The sequence below is a fragment of the Blastococcus sp. Marseille-P5729 genome (assembly GCF_900292035.1).
Taxonomy (GTDB): Bacteria; Actinomycetota; Actinomycetes; order Mycobacteriales; family Antricoccaceae; genus Cumulibacter.
Genome location: NZ_OMPO01000002.1, coordinates 1 through 22168, shown reverse-complemented (window position 1 = coordinate 22168; position 22168 = coordinate 1). Strand labels below are relative to the sequence as shown.

The following is a 22168-nucleotide window of genomic DNA, read 5'->3' as shown; positions in this document are numbered from 1 at the left end:
CGACATGGCTGACGCCTACATCATCGACGCCGTCCGCACCCCGCGCGGCATCGGCAAGGTTGGCAAGGGCTCGCTGGCCCATCTGCATCCGCAGCACCTGGCTGCGACCGTGCTCAAGGCGCTCAAGGAGCGCAACGACCTCAACGAGAAGGACGTCCAGGACGTCATCTGGTCGGTCTCGACCCAGAAGGGCAAGCAGGGCGGCGACCTCGGCCGCATGGCTGCGCTGGACGCCGGCTTCGACATTACCGTCAGCGGAACCACCCTCGATCGCTTCTGCGGCGGTGGCATCACCAGCGTGGCACTCGGCGCGGCGCAGGTCATGAGCGGCATGGAGGACCTCGTCATCGCCGGCGGCACCGAGATGATGAGCCTGACCGCCACGATGGCGCAGCAGGAGCGCGAGGCCGGGCTCCCCCCGGCGCTCATGGGCTCGCACAATGAGCATCTCGACGAGATGCATCCGCAGTCCCACCAGGGCGTGTGCGGTGACGCGATCGCCTCGCAGGAGGGCATCAGCCGCGAGGACCTCGACGCCCTCGGCCTCGAGAGCCAGCGTCGCGCCAAGATCGCGATGGACGAGGGGCGCTTCGACAACTCGGTCGTGCCCGTGCACAACCACGACGGCTCGGTGGCACTGGCCAAGGACGAGTACCCGCGCCCGGAGACTACCGCGGAGAGCCTCGCCGGTCTGAAGCCGGCGTTCACGAAGCTGGCCGACCTGCCGTACGACGAGGAGGGCAACACCTTCCGCAAGCAGATCAACCGCGTCTACCCGGACCTCGACATCGAGCACGTGCACCACGCCGGCAACTCCTCGGGCGTCGTGGACGGCGCCGCGGCAATCCTGCTGGCCTCCAAGGAGTACGCCGAGCAGCACGGCCTGAAGAAGCGCGCCCGCATCGTGGCGACCGCCAACATCGGCGACGACCCGACCCTGATGCTCAACGCGCCGGTCCCTGCCGCGAAGAAGGTGCTCGAGAAAGCCGGCCTGACCAAGGACGACATCGACGTGTGGGAGGTCAACGAGGCCTTCGCCGTGGTCACCGAGAAGTTCATCCGCGACATGGGCGTCGACCGCGAGAAGGTCAACCCCAACGGCGGCGCGATCGCACTAGGTCACCCGATCGGCGCCACCGGCACCATACTGATCGGCACCGCCCTCGACGAGCTCGAGCGCACCGGCGGCCGGTACGGCCTGATCACCATGTGCGCCGCCGGCGGCATGGCCCCGGCGATCATCATCGAGCGTCTCGACGAGGCCGCCGAGAAGGCCGCCTAGCGATCCTCGGACCACGCGCAGAACGCAGCCGCCTCCCGGCACGATCGGGAGGCGGCTGCGTCGTGAGGGTGGCTACTCGGTGACCAGGACCCCGTCCACGGAAGGAGCCGGCTGGACCGGCGACGACTACCATCGACCGGGTGGCTGGCCTGTTCGATATCCCCGGTGTGGACGACGACCCGCCGTACGACGATCGGCCGCCTGAGCCCGATCCGGGCGCCCCGCTCGCGGTGCGGATGCGTCCCCGAACCCTCGACGAGGTCGTGGGCCAGCAGAAGCTGATCGGCCCCGGAACCGCCCTGCGCCGCATCGTGGAGGGTGACACCGCAATGTCGGTGATCCTCTACGGACCGCCCGGCACCGGAAAGACCACGCTGGCCCACGTCATCGGCCACGCCACCAACCGCCGGTTCGTGCAACTGTCGGCGCTGAACGCCGGCGTGAAGGACGTGCGGGCGGTGATCGAGGAGGCCAGGAAGCGCCGTCAGCGCGGCGGCGAGCAGACGGTGCTGTTCATCGACGAGGTGCACCGATTCAGCAAGACGCAGCAGGACTCGCTGCTCGCAGCGGTCGAGCAGCGCACAGTCGCGTTGATCGCGGCCACCACGGAGAACCCGTTCTTCGCGCTGGTGTCGCCGCTGCTGTCGCGGTCTCTGCTGCTCACGCTCGAGCCGCTGGGGGAGGACGACGTCCGGACCGTGCTGGGGCGGGCGCTCGCCGACGAGCGCGGCCTGGCCGGGAGATACGAGATCGCGCCGGACGCGCTCGATCACCTGGTCCGCACTGCCGCGGGCGATGCGCGGCGATCGCTCACCTCGCTGGAGGCCGCTGCCGACATCGCGGACGGAGCAGGCGCTCGCACGATCGATGAAGAGATGGTCTCGCGGGCCGTCGACGTGGCGGCAGTCAAGTACGACCGCGACGGCGATCAGCACTACGACGTCGCCAGCGCCCTGATCAAGTCGATCCGCGGCTCGGACGTCGACGCGGCGCTGCACTACCTCGCCCGGATGATCACCGCCGGCGAGGACGCCCGGTTCATCGCGCGCCGCCTGGTGATCTCGGCGAGCGAGGACATCGGCATGGCCGATCCGTCGGCACTGCAGACGGCGGTGGCCGCGATGCACGCGGTGTCGTTCATCGGCATGCCGGAGGGCCGGATCCCGCTCGCCCAGGCCGTCGTGCACCTGGCCTGCGCCCCGAAGTCGAACGCCGCCTACGAGGCGATCAACGCGGCCATGGCCGACGTGAAGGCCGGTCGGCTCGGCACCGTGCCCCCGCACCTGCGGGACGGCCACTATGCGGGCGCCAAGAAGCTCGGGCACGCGCAGCAGTACGTGTACCCGCACGCCCTCGACGAGGGAATCGCCAGCCAGCAGTACGCGCCGGACGCCGTCGACGGCACCGACTACTACCACCCGACCGGCCGCGGCGTGGAGAAGGCGATCGGCGAGCGGCTGGCGAGGATCCGGGCGATCCTCCGCGACCGCTGACCGCCGGCTCTCGATCTACGACGGCGGGTCAGCAGGTCAACGGGTCAGTGTGATGACCGGGATCTCCGGAGGCGCGCCCACCCTGACCGGCGGGCCCCACGCGGCGGCGCCGCGCGAGGTGAGCACGTCGACGTCACCGACCATCGCGCGCCCGCTGAGCATCGGCTGAGAGGCCAGCACGGCGTAGTGCATCGGCCACAGCTGACCGCCGTGCGTGTGACCGGACAGCTGCAGGTCGATGCCGAGCCCCTGGGCGTCCTCGGCCTGGCTGGGTTGATGAGCCACGTACAGGGTGAAGTCGCCGGCCGGGAGCCCGTCGAGCGCCGCCTGCGGATCGGCCAGCCACTCGCCCTCGCCCATCGCGTCGTGGACGCCGGCGATATGCAGCACGGCGCCGTCCTGCTCGATGGTGGCCGACTCGTTCTGCAGCACGGTGATCCCGAGCTCCTGCCAGATGTCGATCCAGGCCTGCGGCTCTCCGCTGATGAACTCGTGGTTGCCGGTCACGGCGTACACCCCGAGCTCGGCCTCCAGGTCGGCGAGTGGCGCGAGCTGGTAGCCGTACCGGTTTGGTGAGCCCTCGACCAGGTCGCCGGCGAGGACGACGATGTCGGGCTCGGCGGCGTTCGCGGCATCGACGAGCTCGCGCGTGAGCCGGTCGGAGTTCACGGCACCGATATGCAGGTCGCTCAGCAGCACGATCGTGGTGCCGTCGAACTGCTCCGGCAGCTGCTCGGCCTCGACCGTCCACCTCGTGACCTCGGGATTCGCCGCGGAGACCAGTCCCCAGACGGTCGTTGCCGCGGCGCCCGCGAGCGCGGCCAGCGAGCCGGCCCGGTTCACCCGCACGCGAGTCAGCGGATCACTGCCGCGCAGCGCCAGCACCCCCGCGACGATCGCCACGACCAGGAGGCCGAGGGACAGGTACAGCCCGAAGGCCAGCCAGCTCATCCCGACCCAGGCGAGGGGGCGGGCGGCGTCCGGGCTGAGTACCGGAGCCCACAAGGATCGCCAGGAGCTCAGTAGCAGGATCACGAGCAGCACCATGCCGGCCCCGATGGCCGTCCGAACCCGACGCGGCCATCGCGGGGCCACTGCCAGTCGCCGGTAGATCACGTAGTGCATGCCGATGATGACGACGAAGACGATCGTGACGAAGACCTGCACCCGGCGAGTCTGCCATTGTCCAGCGAGCCCGCGGCCGTCAGGTCACCGCGGTAATGAAGGCCTCCAGCTCGCGCGGGATGTCCCGGCCCGCGGGCTGGTAGGCGATCTCGGTGACGCCCCGCTCGGCGTACGCCGCGACCCGGTCGCGTACCTCGGCGGCCGAGCCGGTGAGCGTGAGCCTCCTGATGATCGCTGTGGCGGCGGCGAGCGCATGCCGGTCGTGCTCGTTGACCGCCGCCATGTGCCCTTCGTGGACCGCGAGGTGCCGCTCGCGCTCGGGCGAGGACTCCACGCTCGCCAGCCAGGCCTCGCCGCCGGGGTAGCGCCGTACGCCCTCGGCTCCCGCCCGCTCGTACATCGCGTGGAAGCGCACCGCGATCGCATGTCCCGCGGCGTCCATGACGCGCTTCGATGCCGGGTCCTCACCGTCGTCCAGCACCGTGCCGTACGCGAGCAGGGCGTGCCATCCGTCGGCCTCGGGATTGGGTACGGCGGCCGCGAAGATGCCATCGCCCACCGACTTCGCGACCTTGGTGCCCAGCGGGCCGTTGGCGCCGATCAGGATCGGGACGTCGATCGGTCGCGGGGCACCGAAACCCTCACCGTGCAGCATCTTGATCGGTGCGCCGTCCCACTCGGTGACCTCGCCGGCCAGCAGTGCCCGCCGGCGATGGCGGCGGCATTCGTCATCGGGTGCCGCAGGCTGGGCACGAGCACGCCCGGACCGATCCCGATCCGCTCGGTCCGCTCCGCCGCCTGGTAGAGCATCGCCCACACGTCGGGATACAGCGCGGGGGAGTCGTAAGCCCAGGCCCGCTGGTAGCCCAGGGACTCCGCGATCCGGATGTGCTCGGGGGTCTGCAGGCTGGTCGCGAAGGCGCATGAGATGTCCATCCATGGAGCTTAGGCAAGCGCGGTAGGGTGGGACGCTGGTGTCCAGGCGACACGAGACGAGAAGAAGAAGGAGTGTGTGATGTCCGGTACCGAGATCGCGGCCCTGATCGCGGCGGGGGCTTTTCTGCTGCTGGTCCTGCTGCTGGCCGTCCCGATCCTGAAGCTGGGTCGCACGCTCGACGAGACCACCCTCGCCGTCCGCAAGGCCACCGACCAGGCCACCCCGCTGCTGACCAACGCCGTCGACACCGTGCGGCACGTCAACTCAAACCTCGAGCGGGTCGACGGCATCGCCGCCAACGCTGAGAACGTCTCGCAGAACGCCGCCGCGCTGACCTCGCTGGTCTCCAGCACCATCGGCAGCCCGCTGGTGAAGGTCGCCTCGTTCACCTACGGCGTGCGCAAGGCCGCCGCGAAGCGATCGGGACGGTAGCGCCATGCGACGCATCTTCTGGCTCTCCATGGGCATCACCATCGGCGTCCTCGTCGTCCGCAAGCTGTCGGCGGCCGCGGACGCCGTCAAACCCAATGCCCTCGCCGAGCGCACCGGCCGCGGCGCGGCCAACCTCGCCGACCAGGCGCGGCTGTTCTTCGCCGACGTACGGACCGCGATGCGCCAGCGCGAGCACGAGCTCCGCGAAGGGGTCGGGCTCGACGCCGGCCCTGAGCCATCAACCAAGGAAATCTAAGCGCAGATGCAGACCTCCGAGATTCGTTCTCGATTCCTGAAGTACTTCGAGGACAACGGGCACACCGTGGTGCCCAGCGCCAGCCTGATCAGCGACGACCCGACCCTGCTGCTGGTCAACGCCGGCATGGTGCCGTTCAAGCCCTACTTCCTCGGCGAGCAGAGCCCGCCGTGGGACCGCGCGACCAGTGTGCAGAAGTGCGTGCGCACCCTCGACATCGAGGAGGTCGGCAAGACCAGCCGGCATGGCTCCTTCTTCCAGATGTGCGGCAACTTCTCCTTCGGCGACTACTTCAAGGAAGGCGCCTCGAAGTACGCCTGGGACCTGATGACTCGCTCACAGAGCGAGGGCGGCTACGGCCTCGACGCGGACCGCCTGTGGATCACCGTCTACACCGACGACGACGAGGCGCACGACATCTGGAAGAACGTCGTCGGCGTCCCCGAGGAGCGGATCCAGCGGCTGGGCAAGGCCGACAACTTCTGGCACATGGGCGTTCCCGGCCCGTGCGGTCCCTGCTCGGAGATCTCCTACGACCGCGGCGCGGACTACGGGCCGGAGGGCGGTCCAGCGGTCGACGGCGAGCGCTTCATGGAGGTCTGGAACCTGGTCTTCATGGAGTCCATCCGCGGCGCTGCGGAGTCCGGTGCCGGCAAGGGGTACGACGACTTCCCGATTCTCGGCCCGCTGCCGAAGAAGAACATCGACACCGGCCTCGGCCTCGAGCGGTTGGCCGCGCTGCTGCAGGGCGTGGACAACCTGTACGAGATCGACGAGGTCTACCCGATCCTCGACAAGGCCGCGGAGCTGGCCGGCAAGCGGTACGGCGCCGCCCATGAGGACGACGTCCGGATGCGGGTCGTCGCCGACCACGTGCGGACCGGCCTGATGCTGATGGCCGATGGAGTCACCCCGACCAACGACGGGCGCGGCTACGTGCTGCGCCGGATGCTGCGCCGAACCGTCCGCTCGATGCGGCTGCTGGGCTACCACGACGCCGCCTTCCCGGAGCTGTTCGCGACCGCCCGCGACTGCATGAAGCTCAGCTACCCCGAGGTCGAGCGGGACTACCAGCGGATCGCCAACTACGCCTACGCCGAGGAGGAGCAGTTCGCCTCCACGCTGCGCCAGGGCACCACGATCCTCGACACGGCGGTGAGCGAGGCCAAGCGCACCGGCTCGGGCAGCATCAGCGGCGAGCAGGCCTTCACCTTGCACGACACCTACGGGTTCCCGATCGACCTGACCCTGGAGATGGCGGCCGAGCAGGGCCTGGAGGTCGACGAGACCGGCTTCCGGGAGCTCATGGGCCAGCAGCGCGAGCGCGCCAAGGCGGACGCCGCCGGCCGCAAGCTCGGCACCGTCGACCAGTCGGCCTACCGCAAGCTCCTGGACACCCTGGGCGACACCGACTTCAGCGGCTACGCGCAGGTGGCACGGGAGTCGCGGATCGCCGGGCTCATCCGGGGCGGTCGGGAGGCCGACCTGGCCACCCAGGGCGACGAGGTCGAGATCGTGCTCGACGGCACGCCGTTCTACGCCGAGGGCGGCGGGCAGCAGCCCGACCACGGCGTCATCGAGGTCGATGGCGGGCAGATCGAGATCACCGACGTCCAGAAGCCGCTCGGCGGGCTCATCGTCCACCGCGGGCGGGTCGTCGACGGCGAGATCCGGGCCGGCTCGGATGCCCACGCGATCGTCGACGTCGCGCGCCGCCGCGCGGTCTCCCGCGCACACACCGCGACCCACCTGATCCACCGCGCACTGCGCGGCGAGCTCGGCGAATCGGCCACCCAGGCCGGGTCGCTGAACGCCCCGGGCCGGCTGCGGTTCGACTTCAAGACCCCCTCGGCCGTGTCGGAATCCTCGCTGGCCGCGATCGAGCACGAGGTCAACTCGATGCTCATGGACGACCTCGAGGTCGGTGCCTTCCTCACCTCCCTCGACGAGGCCCGCAAGATGGGCGCGATGGCGCTGTTCGGGGAGAAGTACGGCGACGTCGTGCGGGTGGTCGAGATCGGCGGCGCGTACTCGCGCGAGCTGTGCGGCGGCACGCACGCCGCACGCGCCGGCCAGCTCGGCATGGTCAAGATCCTCTCCGAGGCATCCATCGGCTCCGGCGTACGCCGCGTCGAGGCCCTGGTCGGGCTCGATGCCTACCAGTACCTGGCCAAGGAGCACACGATGGTCAGCCAGCTGGCCGAGAGCTTCAAGGCCCCGCGGGAGGAGCTCCCCGAGCGGATCGGCACCATCCTCGAGCGGCTCAAGGCGGCCGAGAAGGAAATCGCCCGGTTGAGGTCGGAGGCGGTACTCGGCAACGCCGGCGAGCTGGCCAGGGGCGCCAAGGACGTCTTCGGCGTGTCCTTCGTGGGCGTCGAGGCGCCGCCTGGCCTCAGCGGGGGCGACCTGCGGGCCCTGGCCCTCGACGTCCGCGGCCGGATCCCGGCCGACCGGCCCGTCGTCGTCGCCGCCACCTCGACCAGCGACAAGGGCGCCTCGTTCATCGTCGCCACCAACGAGAAGGCGCGCGAGTGGAAGCTCGCGGCCGGCGACATCATCAAGGTGCTCGCCGAGCCCATGGGTGGCCGCGGCGGCGGTAAGGACGACGTCGCACAGGGCGGCGGCACCGACGCCTCGGGCGCGGCAGCCGGGCTGGTCGCCGCCGAGCACTATGTCGGCCAGAAGGTCACCGGATCGGCGTGAGCGAGCCCCCGTTGGCGCGCGGGCGCCGGCTCGGGATCGACCCCGGGGCGGCTCGCGTCGGGGTCGCGGTGTGCGACCCCGATGGGCTGGTGGCCACCGGACTGAGCACGCTGCGCCGCGACAAGAAGCACGGCACCGACCTGCGTGAGCTGGCGCGGCTCGTGGAGGAGTACGAGGTCGTCGAGGTCGTGATCGGGCGCCCCACCAGCCTCTCCGGGGACGCCGGGCGGGCGGCGGCGGTCGCTGACACCTACGCCGAGCAGGTCGCAGCCGCCATCGCCCCGGTGCCGGTGACCCGCCTCGACGAGCGGTTCACCACGGTCAGCGCGGCGAGTGCGCTGCGCGAGGCAGGGTTGAGCGCGCGAGCGCAGCGCCCGGTCATCGATCAAACCGCAGCCGCCGTGATCCTGCAGGCCTTCCTAGATGCCCGACGCCGCTGAGTCCACCACCGCCGGGGGCTGGATTGCTAGGCTTGACCACCGGCCACAGCCCCCGGGCCGATAGACACGACCGAAGGTGCGGTGAGCCAGCTCGTGGCGCGAGACGAACGGACTGTGCATGACGACAAGCACGGGTCGGAGGTCGACGACCTCGGCGCCCTGATCCGCGACGACATCGACGAGCAGGAGCGACCGTCCCGACGCCGTCGGCGGCGCAAGCGCAGTCGCCTCGTGCCGATCCTCGCCGCGCTGGTCGCGGTCGGGATCGGCGTCGGCGCGGTGCTGTTCGCCCGTGACCTCTTTTCGGGCTTTGGCGAGGTGCCCGACTACACCGGCTCGGGAACCGAGAACGTCGCGGTGCGCGTGTCGCAGGGCGACACCATCTCCGACATCGCCGTCACGCTCGAGGAAGCGGGCGTGGTGAAGTCGGCGCGGGCGTTCACCGACGCGGCCCAGGAGAACGAGCAGTCGAAGTCGATCCAGCCGGGGCTGTACTCGCTGCGCAAGGAGATGAAGGCCAGCATCGCGCTCGAGGCGATGCTCGACCCCTCCTCGATCCAGACCTTCAAGGTGACGCTGCCAGAAGGCCTCACCGTGGAACAGATACTCACCCGGCTGTCGGAGGCCACCGGCGCGCCGGTCGAGCAGCTGGAGGCGGCCCTCGCCGACCGCGCCAACCTGGGCCTGCCGGCGTGGGCACCGGCAGACATCCCCAACCTGGAGGGCTTCCTGCACCCGGGCACCTACGACTTCGACCCCGAGACCACCCCGATGCAGATGATCCAGGCGCTGGTCTCGCAGTTCACCGCCGTCGCCACCCAGACCGGCCTCGAGCAGAAGGCGGCCGCGGTCGGCCAGTCGCCGTACAACGTGCTCATCATCGCCTCGCTCATCGAACGCGAGGTCAAGCACGACGACGAGCGCGGCAAGGTCGCCCAGGTCATCTACAACCGGCTGGCCAAGCCGATGCCGCTACAGATCGACGCCGCCACGTCCTACGGCGCCGGCAAGCCTGGCAACGAGCTCACCACCGCCGACCTGCAGGACCAGAGCAACCCGTACAACCTGCGCGTGCTGCCCGGGCTGACCCCGACGCCGATCGCCAGCGTCAGCGACAAGTCGCTGCAGGCCGCACTGAACCCGACCGACGGAACCTGGATCTACTACGTCGTGAACTCGGCCGACGGCCACCACGCGTTCGTGACGACCGACGAGGAGTTCCTCGCGGCCAAGGCCGAGTGCCAGAAGAACGGCTGGTGCTGAGCCGGCCATGAGCACACGTCGGGCCTGCGCGGTCATCGGCTCCCCGATCGACCACTCGCGCTCGCCGGCGCTGCACACGGCGGCGTACGCCGAGCTCGGCCTCGACTGGCGCTACGGCCGCCACGACGTCCCGGCGGGCGCGCTCGCGGAGTTCGTCGACCGGGTCGCCGTCACGGGCTTGGACGGCCTGCCGTGCGGCGGCCTGTCGGTCACGATGCCCGGGAAGTCCGAGGCGCTCGCGCGGGCCGACCACCGCGACCCGCGGGCGGTCGTCCTCGGTGCCGCGAACACCCTCGTCCCGCGGTACGACGGTGCGCAGCTCACCGGCTGGAGCGCCTACAACACCGACGTCGACGGCATCATCGGCGCGTACGCCGACCACGGGCTGCGGGCAACGGCCGGGCGTCATGCGGTGGTGATCGGCGCGGGCGGCACCGCGGCCGCGGCGCTGGCGGCGCTGCAGGCCCTCGGCTGCGAGGAGGTGGACGTCGTGGCGCGCAACCCCGCCCGCGCGTCCACTCTCGTGGCCGCGGGGGAGCAGCTCGAAGTCGTGGTCCGAGTGCGCTCGTGGTCCGCGATCGTCGAGTGCGCCGAGCGCGCCGAGGTGCTGATCAGCACCGTGCCTCCCGGGGTGGCCGACCAGGTCGCCGGCGCACGCTTCCGCAGTGACCAGCTCGTTCTCGACGCCGTCTACGCCGGGGGATCGACTGCGCTGCTGGATGCCGTGGCGGCCGGGGGAGGCACCGCGATCGGCGGGGTGTGGATGCTGCTGCACCAGGCCGTCGAGCAGGTGCGGCTGATGACCGGGCGCCGTCCGTCGGTCGAGGTCATGCGGGCCGCGCTGCGGTGAGGGTGCTGAACCTGCCGGTCGCCGACCTTGTCATGCTCGCGATCGCTGTCTCCGTGGGCATCCCGCTCATCGTCGCCGACGTCCGCGAGCATCGGCTGCCCAACCGTCTGACGGGGGGAGCGGCACTCGCCCTGATCGCGGTAGCCGTGGTCGACGGAATCGCCGGCCCGGGCCGGTCGCGATGGCTGCCGATGGTGCTCACCGCGGCGGGGATGGCCGCGGCCGGCTACCTGCTCGCGGTGGTCTCGCCCAGCGGGGTCGGGCTCGGCGACGTCAAGCTGCTCGGGGTGATCGGGCTGGCGCTGGGCCACCTGAACCCGCAGACGCTGGTCGTCTGGCTGCTGGCCCTGGCGCTGGCGAGCGCAGCGTGGCTGCTGCTGGCCTCCCGGTTCGACCGGATGGCCGATCGGAGCGTCCCCTGGCGCAAGCGGCACATCGCCTTCGGGCCGCCGATGATCGTCGCCTGGTGGCTGGTGTACGCCGCTGTGGTGCTCGCCGGCGCTCCACCGCGCTGACCGGGTTCCCACACTCTGGACCCGTGCTCCCCGAGTGAGACGAGCCCCCAGCAGGTGGGACAATCGAGCAATGCTGCGTTGGCTTACTGCTGGTGAATCACACGGTCCGGTGCTCACGGCGATCATCGAGGGACTGCCCGCCGGCGTTCCCGTCACGACCCAGGCCATCCAGGGCGAGCTCGCCCGTCGCCGGCTCGGTTACGGGCGCGGCGCACGCATGAAGTTCGAGCAGGACGCCGTGACCGTCGCGGGTGGCGTCCGGCACGGCGTCAGCCTTGGGTCACCGGTCGCCATCCACGTCGGCAACACCGAGTGGCCCAAGTGGGAGACCGTGATGGCCTCCGACCCGGTCGAGCAGGACGTCCTCGAGGCGCAGGCGCGCAACGCCCCGCTGACCCGGCCGCGTCCCGGGCACGCCGATCTCGCCGGGATCCAGAAGTACGGCTTCGACGACGCGCGCCCGGTCCTCGAGCGGGCCAGTGCCCGCGAGACCGCCGCGCGGGTCGCGCTCGGCACGGTCGCCAAGTCGTTCGTGCGCGAGGTGTGCGGGGCCGAGGTGATCAGCCACGTGGTGGAGCTCGGCACGGTGAAGGCCCCCGACGGCCTGGTGCCGGGGCCCGGCGACCTGGCCCGCATCGACGAGAGCCCGGCGCGGTGCCTGGACCCCGCGACCAGCGAGGCGATGGTCGCCGAGATCGACGACACCCGCAAGGCGGGCGACACCATCGGCGGCGTGGTCGAGGTCGTCGTCTCCGGGCTGCCGATCGGGCTGGGCTCCTATGTGCACTGGGACCGGCGGCTGGATGCGCGCCTGGCGGCCGCCCTGATGGGCATCCAGGCGATCAAGGGCGTCGAGGTCGGCGACGGGTTCGAGACCGCCCGGCGCCGAGGCTCCGCCGCCCATGACGAGATCGAGGCGCCTGACGGCAGCATCGTCCGGCGGACGAACCGCGCCGGCGGCATCGAGGGGGGCATGACCAACGGCGAGACCCTGCGGGTGCGCGCGGCGATGAAGCCGATCTCCACCGTGCCGCGCGCCCTCGACACCGTCGACATCGCCTCGGGGGAGAAGGCGGTGGCGATCAACCAGCGTTCCGACGTGTGCGCCGTCCCCGCCGCAGGCGTGGTCGCCGAGGCGATGGTCGCGCTGGAGCTCGCGAACGCGCTGATCGAGAAGTTCGGCGGCGACAGTGTGAACGAGACCCGCCGCAACCTGCGGGCCTATGTCGACGCCATGGCGGTCACGTGAGCCGGGTCGTGGTGCTGGTCGGCGCGCCCGGGTCGGGCAAGACCACGGTCGGGCAGTTGCTCGCCGAGCGGCTCGGGGTGGGCTTCGTCGACGCCGACCACGAGATCGAGCGCGCGGCCGGCAAGCCAATCAGCGAGATCTTCATCGACGACGGCGAGCCGCACTTCCGGGAGCTGGAGCATCAGGTCATCGCGGCGACGCTGCAGAGCCACGGCGGCGTGCTGTCGCTCGGTGGAGGCGCCGTTCTCGATGCCCGCACCCGAGCGGCTCTTCGTGGGCACGAGGTGGTCTGGCTGGTGGTCTCGCTGCCGGACGCCGTGTCGCGCGTCGGGCTCGGTCACGGGCGCCCCGTGCTCGCGATGAACCCGCGCGCCACGCTCAAGCACCTGCTCGAGCAGCGGACGCCGTTGTACGACGAGGTGTCCACGATCGAGGTGGACACCACAGGCCGCGGTGCCGACGAGATCGCCGACGGCCTGGCGGACTTCCTGAAGGAGCGCTCATGACGGCACGGGTCACGGTGCGGGGGGTGGCGCCGTACGACGTGGTGATCGGTCGCGGGCTCGATGACCAGATCACCCCGATGCTGCCCGCCGCCGACCGGGTCGCGGTGATCCACACCGACTCCCTCGCGGCGTACGCCGCGAGGGTCGCGGGGCAGCTGCGCCAGTCCGGGTTCGACGTGCTGCCGCTCGTCGTCCCCGACGCGGAGGCCGGCAAGCAGCTGTCGGTGGCGGGGGAGTGCTGGGAGGCGCTGGGCGCGGCCGGGTTCACCCGCAACGACGCCGTCGTCACCGTCGGCGGCGGAGCGGTCACCGACCTGGGCGGCTGGGTCGCCGCCGCTTGGCTGCGTGGCGTCCGCGTCGTCCACGTGCCCACCACGCTGCTGGGCATGGTGGACGCCGCCGTCGGCGGCAAGACCGCCATCAACACCTCAGCGGGCAAGAACCTCGTCGGGGCGTTTCATCCACCGGCCGGCGTGATCTGCGATCTCGACGTGCTGGACACGCTGCCGCGCGCCGACTACGTCGCGGGGCTGGCCGAGGTCATCAAGGCCGGGTTCATCGCCGACCCGACGATCCTGCAGCTCATCGAGAGCGACCCGGCCGCGGCCACCACCCCTCAGGCGCCGTTCGCGCCGGAGATCATCCAGCGCTCGGTCGCGGTCAAGGCCAAGGTCGTGGGCGAGGACCTGACCGAGCAGGGGCTGCGCGAGATCCTCAACTACGGGCACACCCTCGGCCACGCGATCGAGAAGAGCGAGCAGTACCGCTGGCGGCACGGCGACGCGGTCGCGGTCGGCATGATCTTCGCCGCCGAGCTGGGCCGCAGCGCAGGCTCACTGGACGATGCGACTGTCGCCCGGCACCGTGCGATCCTCGAAGGGGTGGGGCTGCCGACGGCGTACGACGGCACGCCGTGGGAGCAGCTGCGCGCCACGATGGCGGTCGACAAGAAATCCCGCGGCACCCGGCTGCGCTTCGTCGTCCTTGACCGGCTCGCGGCCCCCCGTATCCTGGACAGCCCACCCGAGCACGCACTCAGCCAGGCATTCTCCGTCGTTACTGGAAAGGCAGCGCAGTGAGCGAGATCCTCGTCCTGAACGGACCCAACCTGAACCGGCTCGGCACCCGCCAGCCGCTGATCTACGGCTCTGGCACCTACGAGGACCTGGTCGAGTACTGCAAGGACGTCGGCGAGGCGGTGGGCCGCACCATCGAGGTCCGGCAGACCAACGACGAGGCCGAGATGATCGACTGGCTGCACGAGGCCGCCGATCTCGACACGCCGGTCGTGCTGAACCCCGGAGCGTGGAGCCACTACTCGTACGCGCTGCGCGATGCCTGCGCGATGCTCACCGCGCCGCTGGTCGAGGTGCACATCACGAACATCCACGCTCGTGAGGAGTTCCGCCACCACTCGGTGATCAGCGCGGTGGCCCGCGGCGTGATCGCCGGGCTGGGCGTCGAGGGGTACGCGGACGCGATCCAGGCGATCGTGCGCTTCATGGCGCAGACCGAGACCGCCTGAGGATCAGGTCTCGTGGACGTACTGGCCGGGTGCGTCGTCGATCGGCGGGTACGCCGCGCTGCCCACCGTCTTCGGGGCCTTGCGCTTCGGCCCGGACCGTGAGGTCACCCACTCGCCCCACTTCGGCCACCACGACCCGTCGACCTGCTCGGCCTCGGCGAGCCACGCGTCGGGGTCGGGGTTGCCGTTCGTGCCGGTCCAGTACTTGTACCGCGAGCCCTTGATCGGGTTCACGAAGGTCTGGATGTGGCCGCTGTTGACGATCACGATCTCCGATTCGCCGCCCAGCAGCTGCGAGCTCATGTAGCAGGGCCGCCAGGTGGTGATGTGGTCCCGCTGGCCGGCGACGATGAACGCATCGCTGGTCACCGACTGCATGTCGATCGGCCGGCCCATCAGCTTCTTGCGCCCGGCCTTGGTGAACGCGTGCGAGTTCAGCGTCTCGTTCAGGTCGCGGAAGAAGGTGGTCGACACGTTCGTGCCGTCGCAGTTCCACGCCAGCACGTCGAAGGCCGGGGAGCTCTTGCCCAGCAGCCAGTTGTTGATGACGTAGTTGAACACGAGATCCTTCGGCCGCATCCAGGCGAAGGTGGCCCCCATCGCCTTGGAGCTGAGCACGCGGCCCTTCTCCGATCGCTTCACCATCGCTGAGTGGGTGTCCTCGGTGGACAGGCCGGTCACCATGTTGCGCTTGCGCGCATCGAGCATGGTGACGATGTAGGTCGCGTGCGCGATCGAGCTGTCGCCCTCGGAGGTCAGATGCGACTGCGCCAGGGCCGCCGACATGCCGCCGGCGCACAGGCCGATGGTGTTCAGGTCGGCCGAGCCGGTGACCTCCTTGACGATCTCGACCGCGCGCAGCAGCGCCGGGATGTAGTCCTCCAGGCCCCAGTTGCCGTGGCCGAGCTTGGGATCCATCCGCGGGTTGCGCCACACGAGCATGAAGGTGTTCAGGCCCTGCTGGATGGCGTACTCGACCATCGAGCGGCCCGGCGCGAGATCGAGCACGTAGTACTTGTTGACCTGCGGGGGCACGAACAGCAGCGGGCGCGAGTGCACCTCGTCGGTCTGCGGCGCGTAGTGGATCAGCTCGAAGATGTCCTCGCGATAGATGACCTTGCCGGGAGTGACGGCGAGGTTCTCCCCGACCTGGTAGCCGCTCGCGTCGACCATCGAGGGCATGCCCTTGTTCTCGTTGAAGTCCGACAGGAAGTTCTTCAGCCCCCGCGCCAGTGACTTGCCGCGGGTGTCGATCGCCTCGCGGAGCACGACGGGATTCGTGGGGATGAAGTTGGCAGGTGACAGTGCGCTGGTGACGATGGCGCTCACGAAGGCCGCGCGCTCCTCGTCGGTCCAGTCGTCGTTGGCCTGCTGGATGATGTCATCGAAGACCTGGGTAAGCGCGAGGTGACCCTGGGCGAGCCGGCGAAACAGGCCATTGTCGTGCCAGACCTTGTCACCGTAGAAGACGTCCTTGTTGGGCAGCTCGATGCTGGACAGGCCCATCGCGACCTTCAGCCATTCGCCGGCCAGGCGCGGATAGGCGTCGGTGATCGCCTTGCGCGACAACAGCAGCTTCAACACGTCGCGGGCGCGGATCGGATCGAGTGCGACGGTGATCCCCGATCCGAGGGCCTCCTCGATGAGGACGTCGTCGGCGGCCTCGCGGGCCATCGATGCTCCCGCCCGCGCGGCCCTCAGCACGTCGGCTGGACGGATGTACTCCGGCTGTGCGCCCATGCGTTCCCTCCCGATGGCAGCGGCGGCTCCGACTCGTTGTGAGCGAAGTCATACCCGCGTGGCCGACATTAGTACGTTGCGGGGGCGGCTGCCACGTTGAGGGGGGTTACTAGCCGGTTGTGCGCGGAAGCACCCGCGGGAGGATGTCGGCCATCGTGACCACGCCTCGGGTCTGGCCGTTCTCGCGGATGACTGCCAGGTGCTCGCTGCGGCGGCGCATGGTGGCCAGCGCCTCGTGCAGCGGCGTCGAGGCTCGCAGGTTCATCACCGGGCGAGTGAGCCCCGCGATGGGCTCGCTCGGCGGCAGGTCGAGGGTGTCGCGCACGTGCAGGACGCCGATCACCCCGCGGTCGTCGCTGACCAGGATGCGCAGGTGGCCGGTACGTCGCGTGGCGGCCTGAACGTCGGCGACGGTCGCGGTCTGCGGCACGATGGTCAGCGAGCGCCCCTGGCTGAGGACGTCACCGACCTTCAGGTGGGTCAGGTCCAGCGCGCCCGACAAGGAGGCCCGGTAGCTGGCGTCGAGCGCACCGACGTTAGCCGAGTGCTCGACCAGCGCTCGCAACGTCGCTGGGTCCTGACCGCCGCTCATCTCGTCGATCGGCTCGACGCCGGCCTTGCGGACCAGGGCGTTGGAGATCGCGTTGAGCAGCCGCAGCACCGGGCGGGTGGCGGCCATGAACGCGCGGGTGGGCAGCGCGAGCATGATCGCCGACTTCTCGGGGTGCGCGATCGCCCAGGACTTCGGTGCCATCTCGCCGACGACCAGGTGCAGGAAGGTGACCAGCACGAGCGCGAGGATGAACGCGACGACGTCCGCCGCGGTCAGCGGTAGCCCGAGCTCGGACAGCAACGGCGTGAGCGCGTGATGCACCGCCGGCTTGGTGATGGCGCCGAGCGCGAGGGTGCAGATGGTGATGCCCAGCTGCGCGCCGGCGAGCAGCAGGGTCAGCTCGGCCGACGAGCGCAGCGCGGCCCGGGCCGATCGCGAGGTCACGGCGGCGTCCTCGAGCCGGTGCCGCCGTGCGGACATGAGCGAGAACTCTACGGCGACGAAGAACGCGCTGAGGAAGATGATGGCGGCGGTCACGAGAATCGTCGTCACGGCGCTCATTCCTCACCCGCCTTCTCATCGCCCAGCGAGCTCTGCGGGACCGTCTCGACACGGATCCGGATCCGGGTCGGCACATAGTGCTCGACCTCGATCACCTCGGCGTACAGGATGGGCACCGGCGGGTCGTCATGCACCAGGTCGGCAGGGTCGATCGGGCAGCGCAGCGTCACCGAGTCGCCGACGTCCGGTAGCGCGTCGAGGGCGTCGATCAGCATCCCGCCGATGGTCTCCTGGTCGGTCTCGGGGAGGTCCACGCCCAGCGAGCGCTCCACCTCGTCGACATGGGTGGTTCCATCGACCTCCCAGACGCCCTCCTGGGGCGTGGTCAGCGGATCGTCCGTGGTCGGGTCGTGCTCGTCGGTGATCTCACCGACGATCTCCTCGGCGAGGTCCTCGAAGGTCACCACGCCAGTGAACCAGCCGTATTCGTCGACGACGCACGCGAGCTGGTGATGCTGGTGGCGCAACTCATCCAGCACCGTGGTGAGCCCCATCGTCTCGGCGACCACGAGCGCGTCCTTGGTGTGCTTCTCGACCGGGTCGAGACAGTCGTGGGGCAGAGCGAGGATGTCCAGCAGGTTGAGCACTCCGACGATCCGGTCCTCGTTGTCCAGCACCGGGTACCGGCTGTGCCCGTGCGACATGGTCTGGCGTGCCTGCGCGACCGTCGTCCCCACCCGCAGCACGTCGACGCGCGACCGCGGGATCATGGCGTGCTCGGCGTCCCGCTCGGGGAAGTCGAGCACGCGGTCGAGCATCGTCGACAGCCCTTCGCTGAGGTCACCGGACTCCCGGGACTCCTCGACCACGCTACGGAGATCCTGCGCCGTCGCTGCGTGCTCGACGTCGTGCACCGGCTTGATCCCCAGCACCTTGAGCAAGGCCTCGGCGGCCTTGTCGAACACGATGATCAGCCAGCCGAAGACCTTGAGGTAGATCGCGGTGGACGTCGCCAGCCACTTCGCCACCGGGAGTGGGTTGGCGATCGCCAGGTTCTTGGGGAACAGCTCACCGAACACCATCTGCACGACCGTGGAGAACAGCAGCGCGATGACCGCGCCCACGCCGATCGACACTGAGGCCGGGATGCCGACCCCGCCGAGCAGCGTGCCCAGCGCCTGTCCGATCAGCGGCTCGGCGACGTAGCCGACGAGCAGCCCAGTCACGGTGATCCCGAGCTGGGCGCCGGAGAGCATGAAGGAGGTGCGGCGGGTGATGCCCAGGGCGCGCTCGGCCTGAGTATCTCCCGAGCTTGCCTCGCTGGTCAGCCGAGCCCGGTCGACCGCCATATAGGCGAACTCCTGAGCGACGAAGTACCCGGTGAGGGCGGTGATGAGCAGGATGACGATGACGCCGACGATCAGCGAGATGGCGATGCTCACGGCGTGAGCCCCCGTCTGCAGCCGGCGTCGGGTTGGTCAGAGCAGTCGTCGCGCATGGGGTTCTCTGGTCAAGGGGACAGCGTTGCCTTCTCAACGTACGTTGCCCGGGATGGTTCCGTCGCGGCGCCGTACCGGGTGAGACCCACGCCACGACCGGACGACGGCGGATAGGCTCGACCGCATGCCTGCTGACGACTCGACGACGGCCTTGCGCCGTGATCGCCTCCGCTCCCGGATCCGAGAGCTGGACGCCGACGCTGCGCTGATCACCAACCTGATCAACGTGCGCTATCTGACCGGCTTCACCGGATCGAACGCGGCACTGATCGTGGGGGCCGATCCAGCGGACGATCTGTTCAGCACCGACGGACGGTATGTCGAGCAGTCGAAGGCCCAGGTGCCCGACGTCCCGCTACTGATCGGCCGGGCCTCCGCGCAGGCCGTCGCAGCCGAGGTGGGCCAGCGGCTCGGCACGATCGCGTACGAGACGCATTCGGTGAGCGTGGACGTTGCCGAGGCGCTACAGGACGCCGCGCCCGCGGCCCGCCTGGTCAGCCTCGGCGCGGCGGTCGAGGGGCTGCGGGCGATCAAGGACGACGAAGAGATCGCGCTGCTGCGGCAGGCCGCGCACATCGCCGACCAGGCGCTCACGGAGCTGATCGAGGCGGGCGGGATCATTCCCGGACGAAGCGAGCGCGACATCGCCATCGACCTGGACTTCCGGATGCTGCGACTAGGAGCCGAGGAGGTCTCCTTCGAGACGATCGTGGCCACCGGGCCGAACTCGGCCATTCCACATCACCGGCCGGGGGAACGGGTCTTGGAGAGCGGCGACCTGGGCAAGATCGACTTCGGGGCAACCTACCGCGGGTACCACTCCGACATGACGCGGACCTACGGTGTCGGCTCGATTGCTGACTGGCAGCGGGAGATCTATGAGGCCGTCGCGAGTGCTCAGCGCGCTGGCGCACAGGCGCTGCGGATCGGCAGGACGGGCAAGGAGGTCGACACGGTCAGCCGCGACATCATCGCCGATGCCGGCTATGGGGAGACGTTCGCGCACAGTCTCGGTCACGGCGTCGGGCTCGAGGTGCATGAGGCGCCCAATCTCAGCCAGCTGTCGGAGACTAAACTGGAAGATCGGGTCTGCGTCACCGTCGAGCCGGGGGTCTATCTCGCGGGTCGCGGTGGTGTCCGGATCGAGGACACTCTCGTGCTGCGCGAGGATGCCGAGGCTGACGGCGCGACCCGCACCGACCTGCTGACGATGACGAGCAAGGACCTCGTCATCCTCTAGAACTCCAACGAGAGGAACGGCCTGTGGCCACGACCAACGACCTGAAGAACGGCATGGTGCTCAACCTCGACGGGAACCTGTGGTCCGTCGTCGAGTTCCAGCACGTCAAGCCCGGCAAGGGCGGCGCGTTCGTGCGGACCAAGCTCAAGAACGTGCTCTCGGGCAAGGTCGTCGACAAGACGTTCAACGCCGGCACCAAGGTCGAGACCGCCAACGTCGACAAGCGCGACATGGAGTACCTGTACAACGACGGATCCGACTACGTGTTCATGGACGGCGACACCTATGACCAGGTGCATGTCTCGTCCGACATTGTCGGCACGGCCGCGAACTACATGCTCGAGAACACCAAGGCGATCGTCGCCACGCACGATGGCGTACCGCTGTACATCGAGCTTCCGGCCAGCGTGGAACTGGTGGTCAAGCACACCGATCCGGGTCTGCAGGGTGACCGCTCTACGGGTGGCACCAAGCCCGCGGAGATGGAGACCGGAGCGCAGATCCAGGTTCCGCTGTTCATCAACACCGGTGACAAGCTGAAGGTCGACACTCGAGACGGCTCCTACCTGGGCCGCGTCAACAACTAGTGTCGGCTCGCACCAAGGCGCGTAAGCGCGCCGTGGACATCCTCTTCGAGGCCGACCTGCGCGGCACCGACCCCGTCACCACCGCCGCCGACCGCCTGGCCGACCCGGACCGGCCGGTCCAGCCGTATGCGCTGACGCTCATCGAAGGGGTCAGCTCCCGCCTCGAGCGGATCGACGAGCTGGTCACGACGTACGCGGAGGGCTGGACGCTCGCGCGCATGCCCGGTGTCGACCGCGCCATCATCCGGGTTGCTGTGTACGAGCTGCTGTGGGTGGACGACGTCCCGGATGCCGTCGTCATCGACGAGGCGGTCGAGCTGGCCAAGAGCCTGTCGACGGATGACTCACCGCGTTTCGTCAATGGCCTGCTCGGACGACTGGCCAAGGTCAAGCCCGACCTGGTGGTGTAGCCGGCGACGCGAGCCGCTCGACGCTGCTTCAGGTTGGCCAGTGTCGAGAGGTGAGGGCCGGTAGCAGATGAGGCGGACGAGGACCGGGGCTGGGGCGTCGGTTGTCCACGGACCGGCGGTTGTCCACAGATGCGCCCGGATCGGTTTTCGTGTCGGCGAAAGTGTCGGTGCTGGTCCGTAGCGTGTGTGTCATGGATCCCAGGCAGGACGGCGAAGCAGCGGTCACGCTCGCGGACGGCACGCGCCCGATCGAGTCGCGCCCGATCGAGTCGCTGCGCGCTGCCCTGAAGGGTCTGGGGTCGTTGGCCGGCGCGGACGCCGATGGGCGACTTGCTCGGGTGAGTGATGCCGGCCTGATTGACCTGCTGCAGGCGCTGCGCCGTGTGCGTGCGGTTACCGCGGCGGTGGAGGCGCGGGTGCAGGTCGCGTTCGATGCTTCCCAGCGTGCTCTCGCGGAGCAGCGTGGGGTGCCGAGGGCCGAGCGCGGGAAGGGTGTCGCTGATCAGATCGCGCTGGCACGTGGGGTGAGCGCGCATCGCGCGGCGAACGACCTGGCTGTGGCCAAGGGCCTGGTGACAGAGCTGCCGCACACCCTCGCGCGGCTCGCAAGTGGCGGGATTGGTGAGAGCGCTGCTCAGGCCGTCGCGAAAGAGACGGTGTGTCTAATGCCGGAGGACCGCGCGATCGTGGACGAGCGCCTCGCGCCCCGGCTGGCGGCGGGCACGAGTGCTCGCCGCGCCGCGTCGCTGGCCCGGGCCGAGGCCGCGCGGGTGGATGCCGAGTCGGTGACGCGCCGGATCGCGATGGCGCACAATGACCGGACCGTGACCACCCGCCCGGCACCCGACGCCATGGTCTACCTGACCGGTCTACTGCCGGTGAAGGAGGGCGTGGCGGCCTACGCCTCCCTCGCGAAGCACGCCGACGCCGCCAAGGCGGCCGGCGATCCCCGCTCACGCGGGCAGATCATGGCCGATGAGCTGTTCGCTCGCCTCACCGGGATCAGCGATGCTGATCTGGTCCCGGTCGAGATCCAGCTGGTGATGCCCGCCGAAGCCCTTC

21 protein-coding genes and 1 pseudogene are annotated in these 22168 nt (G+C 69.9%); 17 read left to right on the top strand and 5 right to left on the bottom strand.

What is annotated here, in order from left to right; genetic code table 11:
* Positions 1-4 precede the first annotated feature (4 nt).
* Positions 5-1282 carry an acetyl-CoA C-acetyltransferase gene (locus DAA40_RS08630; protein WP_106849363.1) on the top strand — a complete coding sequence of 426 codons (1278 nt, stop codon included), beginning with the start codon at positions 5-7 and terminating at the stop codon, positions 1280-1282.
* Positions 1283-1422: 140 nt separating this feature from the next.
* Positions 1423-2775 (top strand): replication-associated recombination protein A, encoded by a 1353-nt coding sequence (locus DAA40_RS08625; RefSeq protein ID WP_234356303.1) that lies wholly within the window; start codon positions 1423-1425, stop codon positions 2773-2775.
* Positions 2776-2811: 36 nt separating this feature from the next.
* Here the strand turns inward: DAA40_RS08625 and DAA40_RS08620 are convergent, their stop codons facing one another.
* Both DAA40_RS08620 and DAA40_RS08615 read right to left on the bottom strand, forming a co-directional pair.
* Positions 2812-3942, bottom strand: a complete 1131-nt coding sequence (locus DAA40_RS08620) for a metallophosphoesterase (RefSeq protein ID WP_106849362.1) — start codon at positions 3940-3942, stop codon at positions 2812-2814.
* 37 nt (positions 3943-3979) lie between these two features.
* Positions 3980-4836 (bottom strand): annotated as a pseudogene (locus tag DAA40_RS08615) (LLM class flavin-dependent oxidoreductase).
* 79 nt (positions 4837-4915) lie between these two features.
* Here DAA40_RS08615 and DAA40_RS08610 point away from each other — a divergent pair.
* From DAA40_RS08610 to aroQ, 11 genes are all read left to right on the top strand, one after another.
* Entirely contained in the window at positions 4916-5269 is a 354-nt protein-coding gene (locus DAA40_RS08610) for a DUF948 domain-containing protein (protein ID WP_106849361.1), read from the top strand.
* A 4-nt stretch (positions 5270-5273) separates the two neighbouring features.
* Positions 5274-5525, top strand: coding sequence for a hypothetical protein (locus tag DAA40_RS08605; protein WP_106849360.1), 252 nt, complete (start codon positions 5274-5276; stop codon positions 5523-5525).
* Between the two features lie 6 nt (positions 5526-5531).
* A complete protein-coding gene (alaS, locus tag DAA40_RS08600; RefSeq protein ID WP_106849359.1) occupies positions 5532-8228 on the top strand; it encodes an alanine--tRNA ligase in 2697 nt (898 codons plus the stop codon).
* Positions 8225-8668: a Holliday junction resolvase RuvX gene (ruvX, locus tag DAA40_RS08595; protein WP_234356302.1), complete on the top strand. Its 444-nt coding sequence runs from the start codon at positions 8225-8227 to the stop codon at positions 8666-8668. Before alaS ends, ruvX begins: the two co-directional genes overlap by 4 nt.
* Before the next feature lie 81 nt (positions 8669-8749).
* Complete coding sequence (gene mltG, locus DAA40_RS08590; protein WP_158716331.1) at positions 8750-9931, top strand: endolytic transglycosylase MltG; 1182 nt, start codon at positions 8750-8752, stop codon at positions 9929-9931.
* Between the two features lie 7 nt (positions 9932-9938).
* On the top strand, positions 9939-10781 hold the full coding sequence (locus tag DAA40_RS08585; protein ID WP_106849356.1) for a shikimate dehydrogenase: 843 nt from the start codon (positions 9939-9941) through the stop codon (positions 10779-10781).
* Entirely contained in the window at positions 10778-11296 is a 519-nt protein-coding gene (locus DAA40_RS08580) for a prepilin peptidase (RefSeq protein ID WP_158716330.1), read from the top strand. The genes DAA40_RS08585 and DAA40_RS08580 overlap by 4 nt, the downstream gene beginning before the upstream one ends.
* Before the next feature lie 70 nt (positions 11297-11366).
* Entirely contained in the window at positions 11367-12545 is a 1179-nt protein-coding gene (aroC, locus tag DAA40_RS08575) for a chorismate synthase (RefSeq protein WP_199849666.1), read from the top strand.
* Positions 12542-13051 carry a shikimate kinase gene (locus DAA40_RS08570; RefSeq protein ID WP_106849354.1) on the top strand — a complete coding sequence of 170 codons (510 nt, stop codon included), beginning with the start codon at positions 12542-12544 and terminating at the stop codon, positions 13049-13051. Before aroC ends, DAA40_RS08570 begins: the two co-directional genes overlap by 4 nt.
* Positions 13048-14130 carry a 3-dehydroquinate synthase gene (aroB, locus tag DAA40_RS08565; protein WP_106849353.1) on the top strand — a complete coding sequence of 361 codons (1083 nt, stop codon included), beginning with the start codon at positions 13048-13050 and terminating at the stop codon, positions 14128-14130. The genes DAA40_RS08570 and aroB overlap by 4 nt, the downstream gene beginning before the upstream one ends.
* Positions 14127-14576: a type II 3-dehydroquinate dehydratase gene (gene aroQ / locus DAA40_RS08560; protein WP_234356301.1), complete on the top strand. Its 450-nt coding sequence runs from the start codon at positions 14127-14129 to the stop codon at positions 14574-14576. Before aroB ends, aroQ begins: the two co-directional genes overlap by 4 nt.
* Positions 14577-14579: 3 nt before the next feature.
* Here the strand turns inward: aroQ and DAA40_RS08555 are convergent, their stop codons facing one another.
* The 3 genes from DAA40_RS08555 to DAA40_RS08545 all read right to left on the bottom strand — a co-directional run bounded on the left by DAA40_RS08555 (position 14580) and on the right by DAA40_RS08545 (position 18812).
* Positions 14580-16316, bottom strand: coding sequence for an alpha/beta hydrolase (locus tag DAA40_RS08555; protein ID WP_106849352.1), 1737 nt, complete (start codon positions 16314-16316; stop codon positions 14580-14582).
* 109 nt (positions 16317-16425) lie between these two features.
* A complete protein-coding gene (locus DAA40_RS08550) occupies positions 16426-17430 on the bottom strand; it encodes a hemolysin family protein (RefSeq protein WP_106849351.1) in 1005 nt (334 codons plus the stop codon).
* Entirely contained in the window at positions 17427-18812 is a 1386-nt protein-coding gene (locus tag DAA40_RS08545) for a hemolysin family protein (RefSeq protein WP_106849350.1), read from the bottom strand. Before DAA40_RS08545 ends, DAA40_RS08550 begins: the two co-directional genes overlap by 4 nt.
* A gap of 181 nt (positions 18813-18993) precedes the next feature.
* Between DAA40_RS08545 and DAA40_RS08540 the strand changes: the two genes are divergently transcribed.
* The 4 genes from DAA40_RS08540 to DAA40_RS08525 all read left to right on the top strand — a co-directional run.
* Positions 18994-20109, top strand: a complete 1116-nt coding sequence (locus DAA40_RS08540) for an aminopeptidase P family protein (protein WP_106849349.1) — start codon at positions 18994-18996, stop codon at positions 20107-20109.
* Positions 20110-20132: 23 nt separating this feature from the next.
* Positions 20133-20696 (top strand): elongation factor P, encoded by a 564-nt coding sequence (gene efp, locus DAA40_RS08535; RefSeq protein WP_106849348.1) that lies wholly within the window; start codon positions 20133-20135, stop codon positions 20694-20696.
* Complete coding sequence (gene nusB, locus DAA40_RS08530; protein ID WP_106849347.1) at positions 20696-21106, top strand: transcription antitermination factor NusB; 411 nt, start codon at positions 20696-20698, stop codon at positions 21104-21106. Before efp ends, nusB begins: the two co-directional genes overlap by 1 nt.
* Before the next feature lie 191 nt (positions 21107-21297).
* Positions 21298-22168: DUF222 domain-containing protein (locus tag DAA40_RS08525; RefSeq protein WP_158716329.1), on the top strand; the 871-nt coding region annotated here is incomplete at its 3' end.

Coding starts and splice junctions, on each gene's coding strand:
- DAA40_RS08630 (WP_106849363.1), top strand. CDS start 5: ATGGCTGACGCCTACATCATCGACGCCGTCCGCACCCCGCGCGGCATC.
- DAA40_RS08610 (WP_106849361.1), top strand. CDS start 4,916: ATGTCCGGTACCGAGATCGCGGCCCTGATCGCGGCGGGGGCTTTTCTG.
- DAA40_RS08605 (WP_106849360.1), top strand. CDS start 5,274: ATGCGACGCATCTTCTGGCTCTCCATGGGCATCACCATCGGCGTCCTC.
- alaS (WP_106849359.1), top strand. CDS start 5,532: ATGCAGACCTCCGAGATTCGTTCTCGATTCCTGAAGTACTTCGAGGAC.
- DAA40_RS08585 (WP_106849356.1), top strand. CDS start 9,939: ATGAGCACACGTCGGGCCTGCGCGGTCATCGGCTCCCCGATCGACCAC.
- aroC (WP_199849666.1), top strand. CDS start 11,367: ATGCTGCGTTGGCTTACTGCTGGTGAATCACACGGTCCGGTGCTCACG.
- aroB (WP_106849353.1), top strand. CDS start 13,048: ATGACGGCACGGGTCACGGTGCGGGGGGTGGCGCCGTACGACGTGGTG.
- DAA40_RS08555 (WP_106849352.1), bottom strand. CDS start 16,316: ATGGGCGCACAGCCGGAGTACATCCGTCCAGCCGACGTGCTGAGGGCC.
- DAA40_RS08550 (WP_106849351.1), bottom strand. CDS start 17,430: ATGAGCGCCGTGACGACGATTCTCGTGACCGCCGCCATCATCTTCCTC.
- DAA40_RS08540 (WP_106849349.1), top strand. CDS start 18,994: ATGCCTGCTGACGACTCGACGACGGCCTTGCGCCGTGATCGCCTCCGC.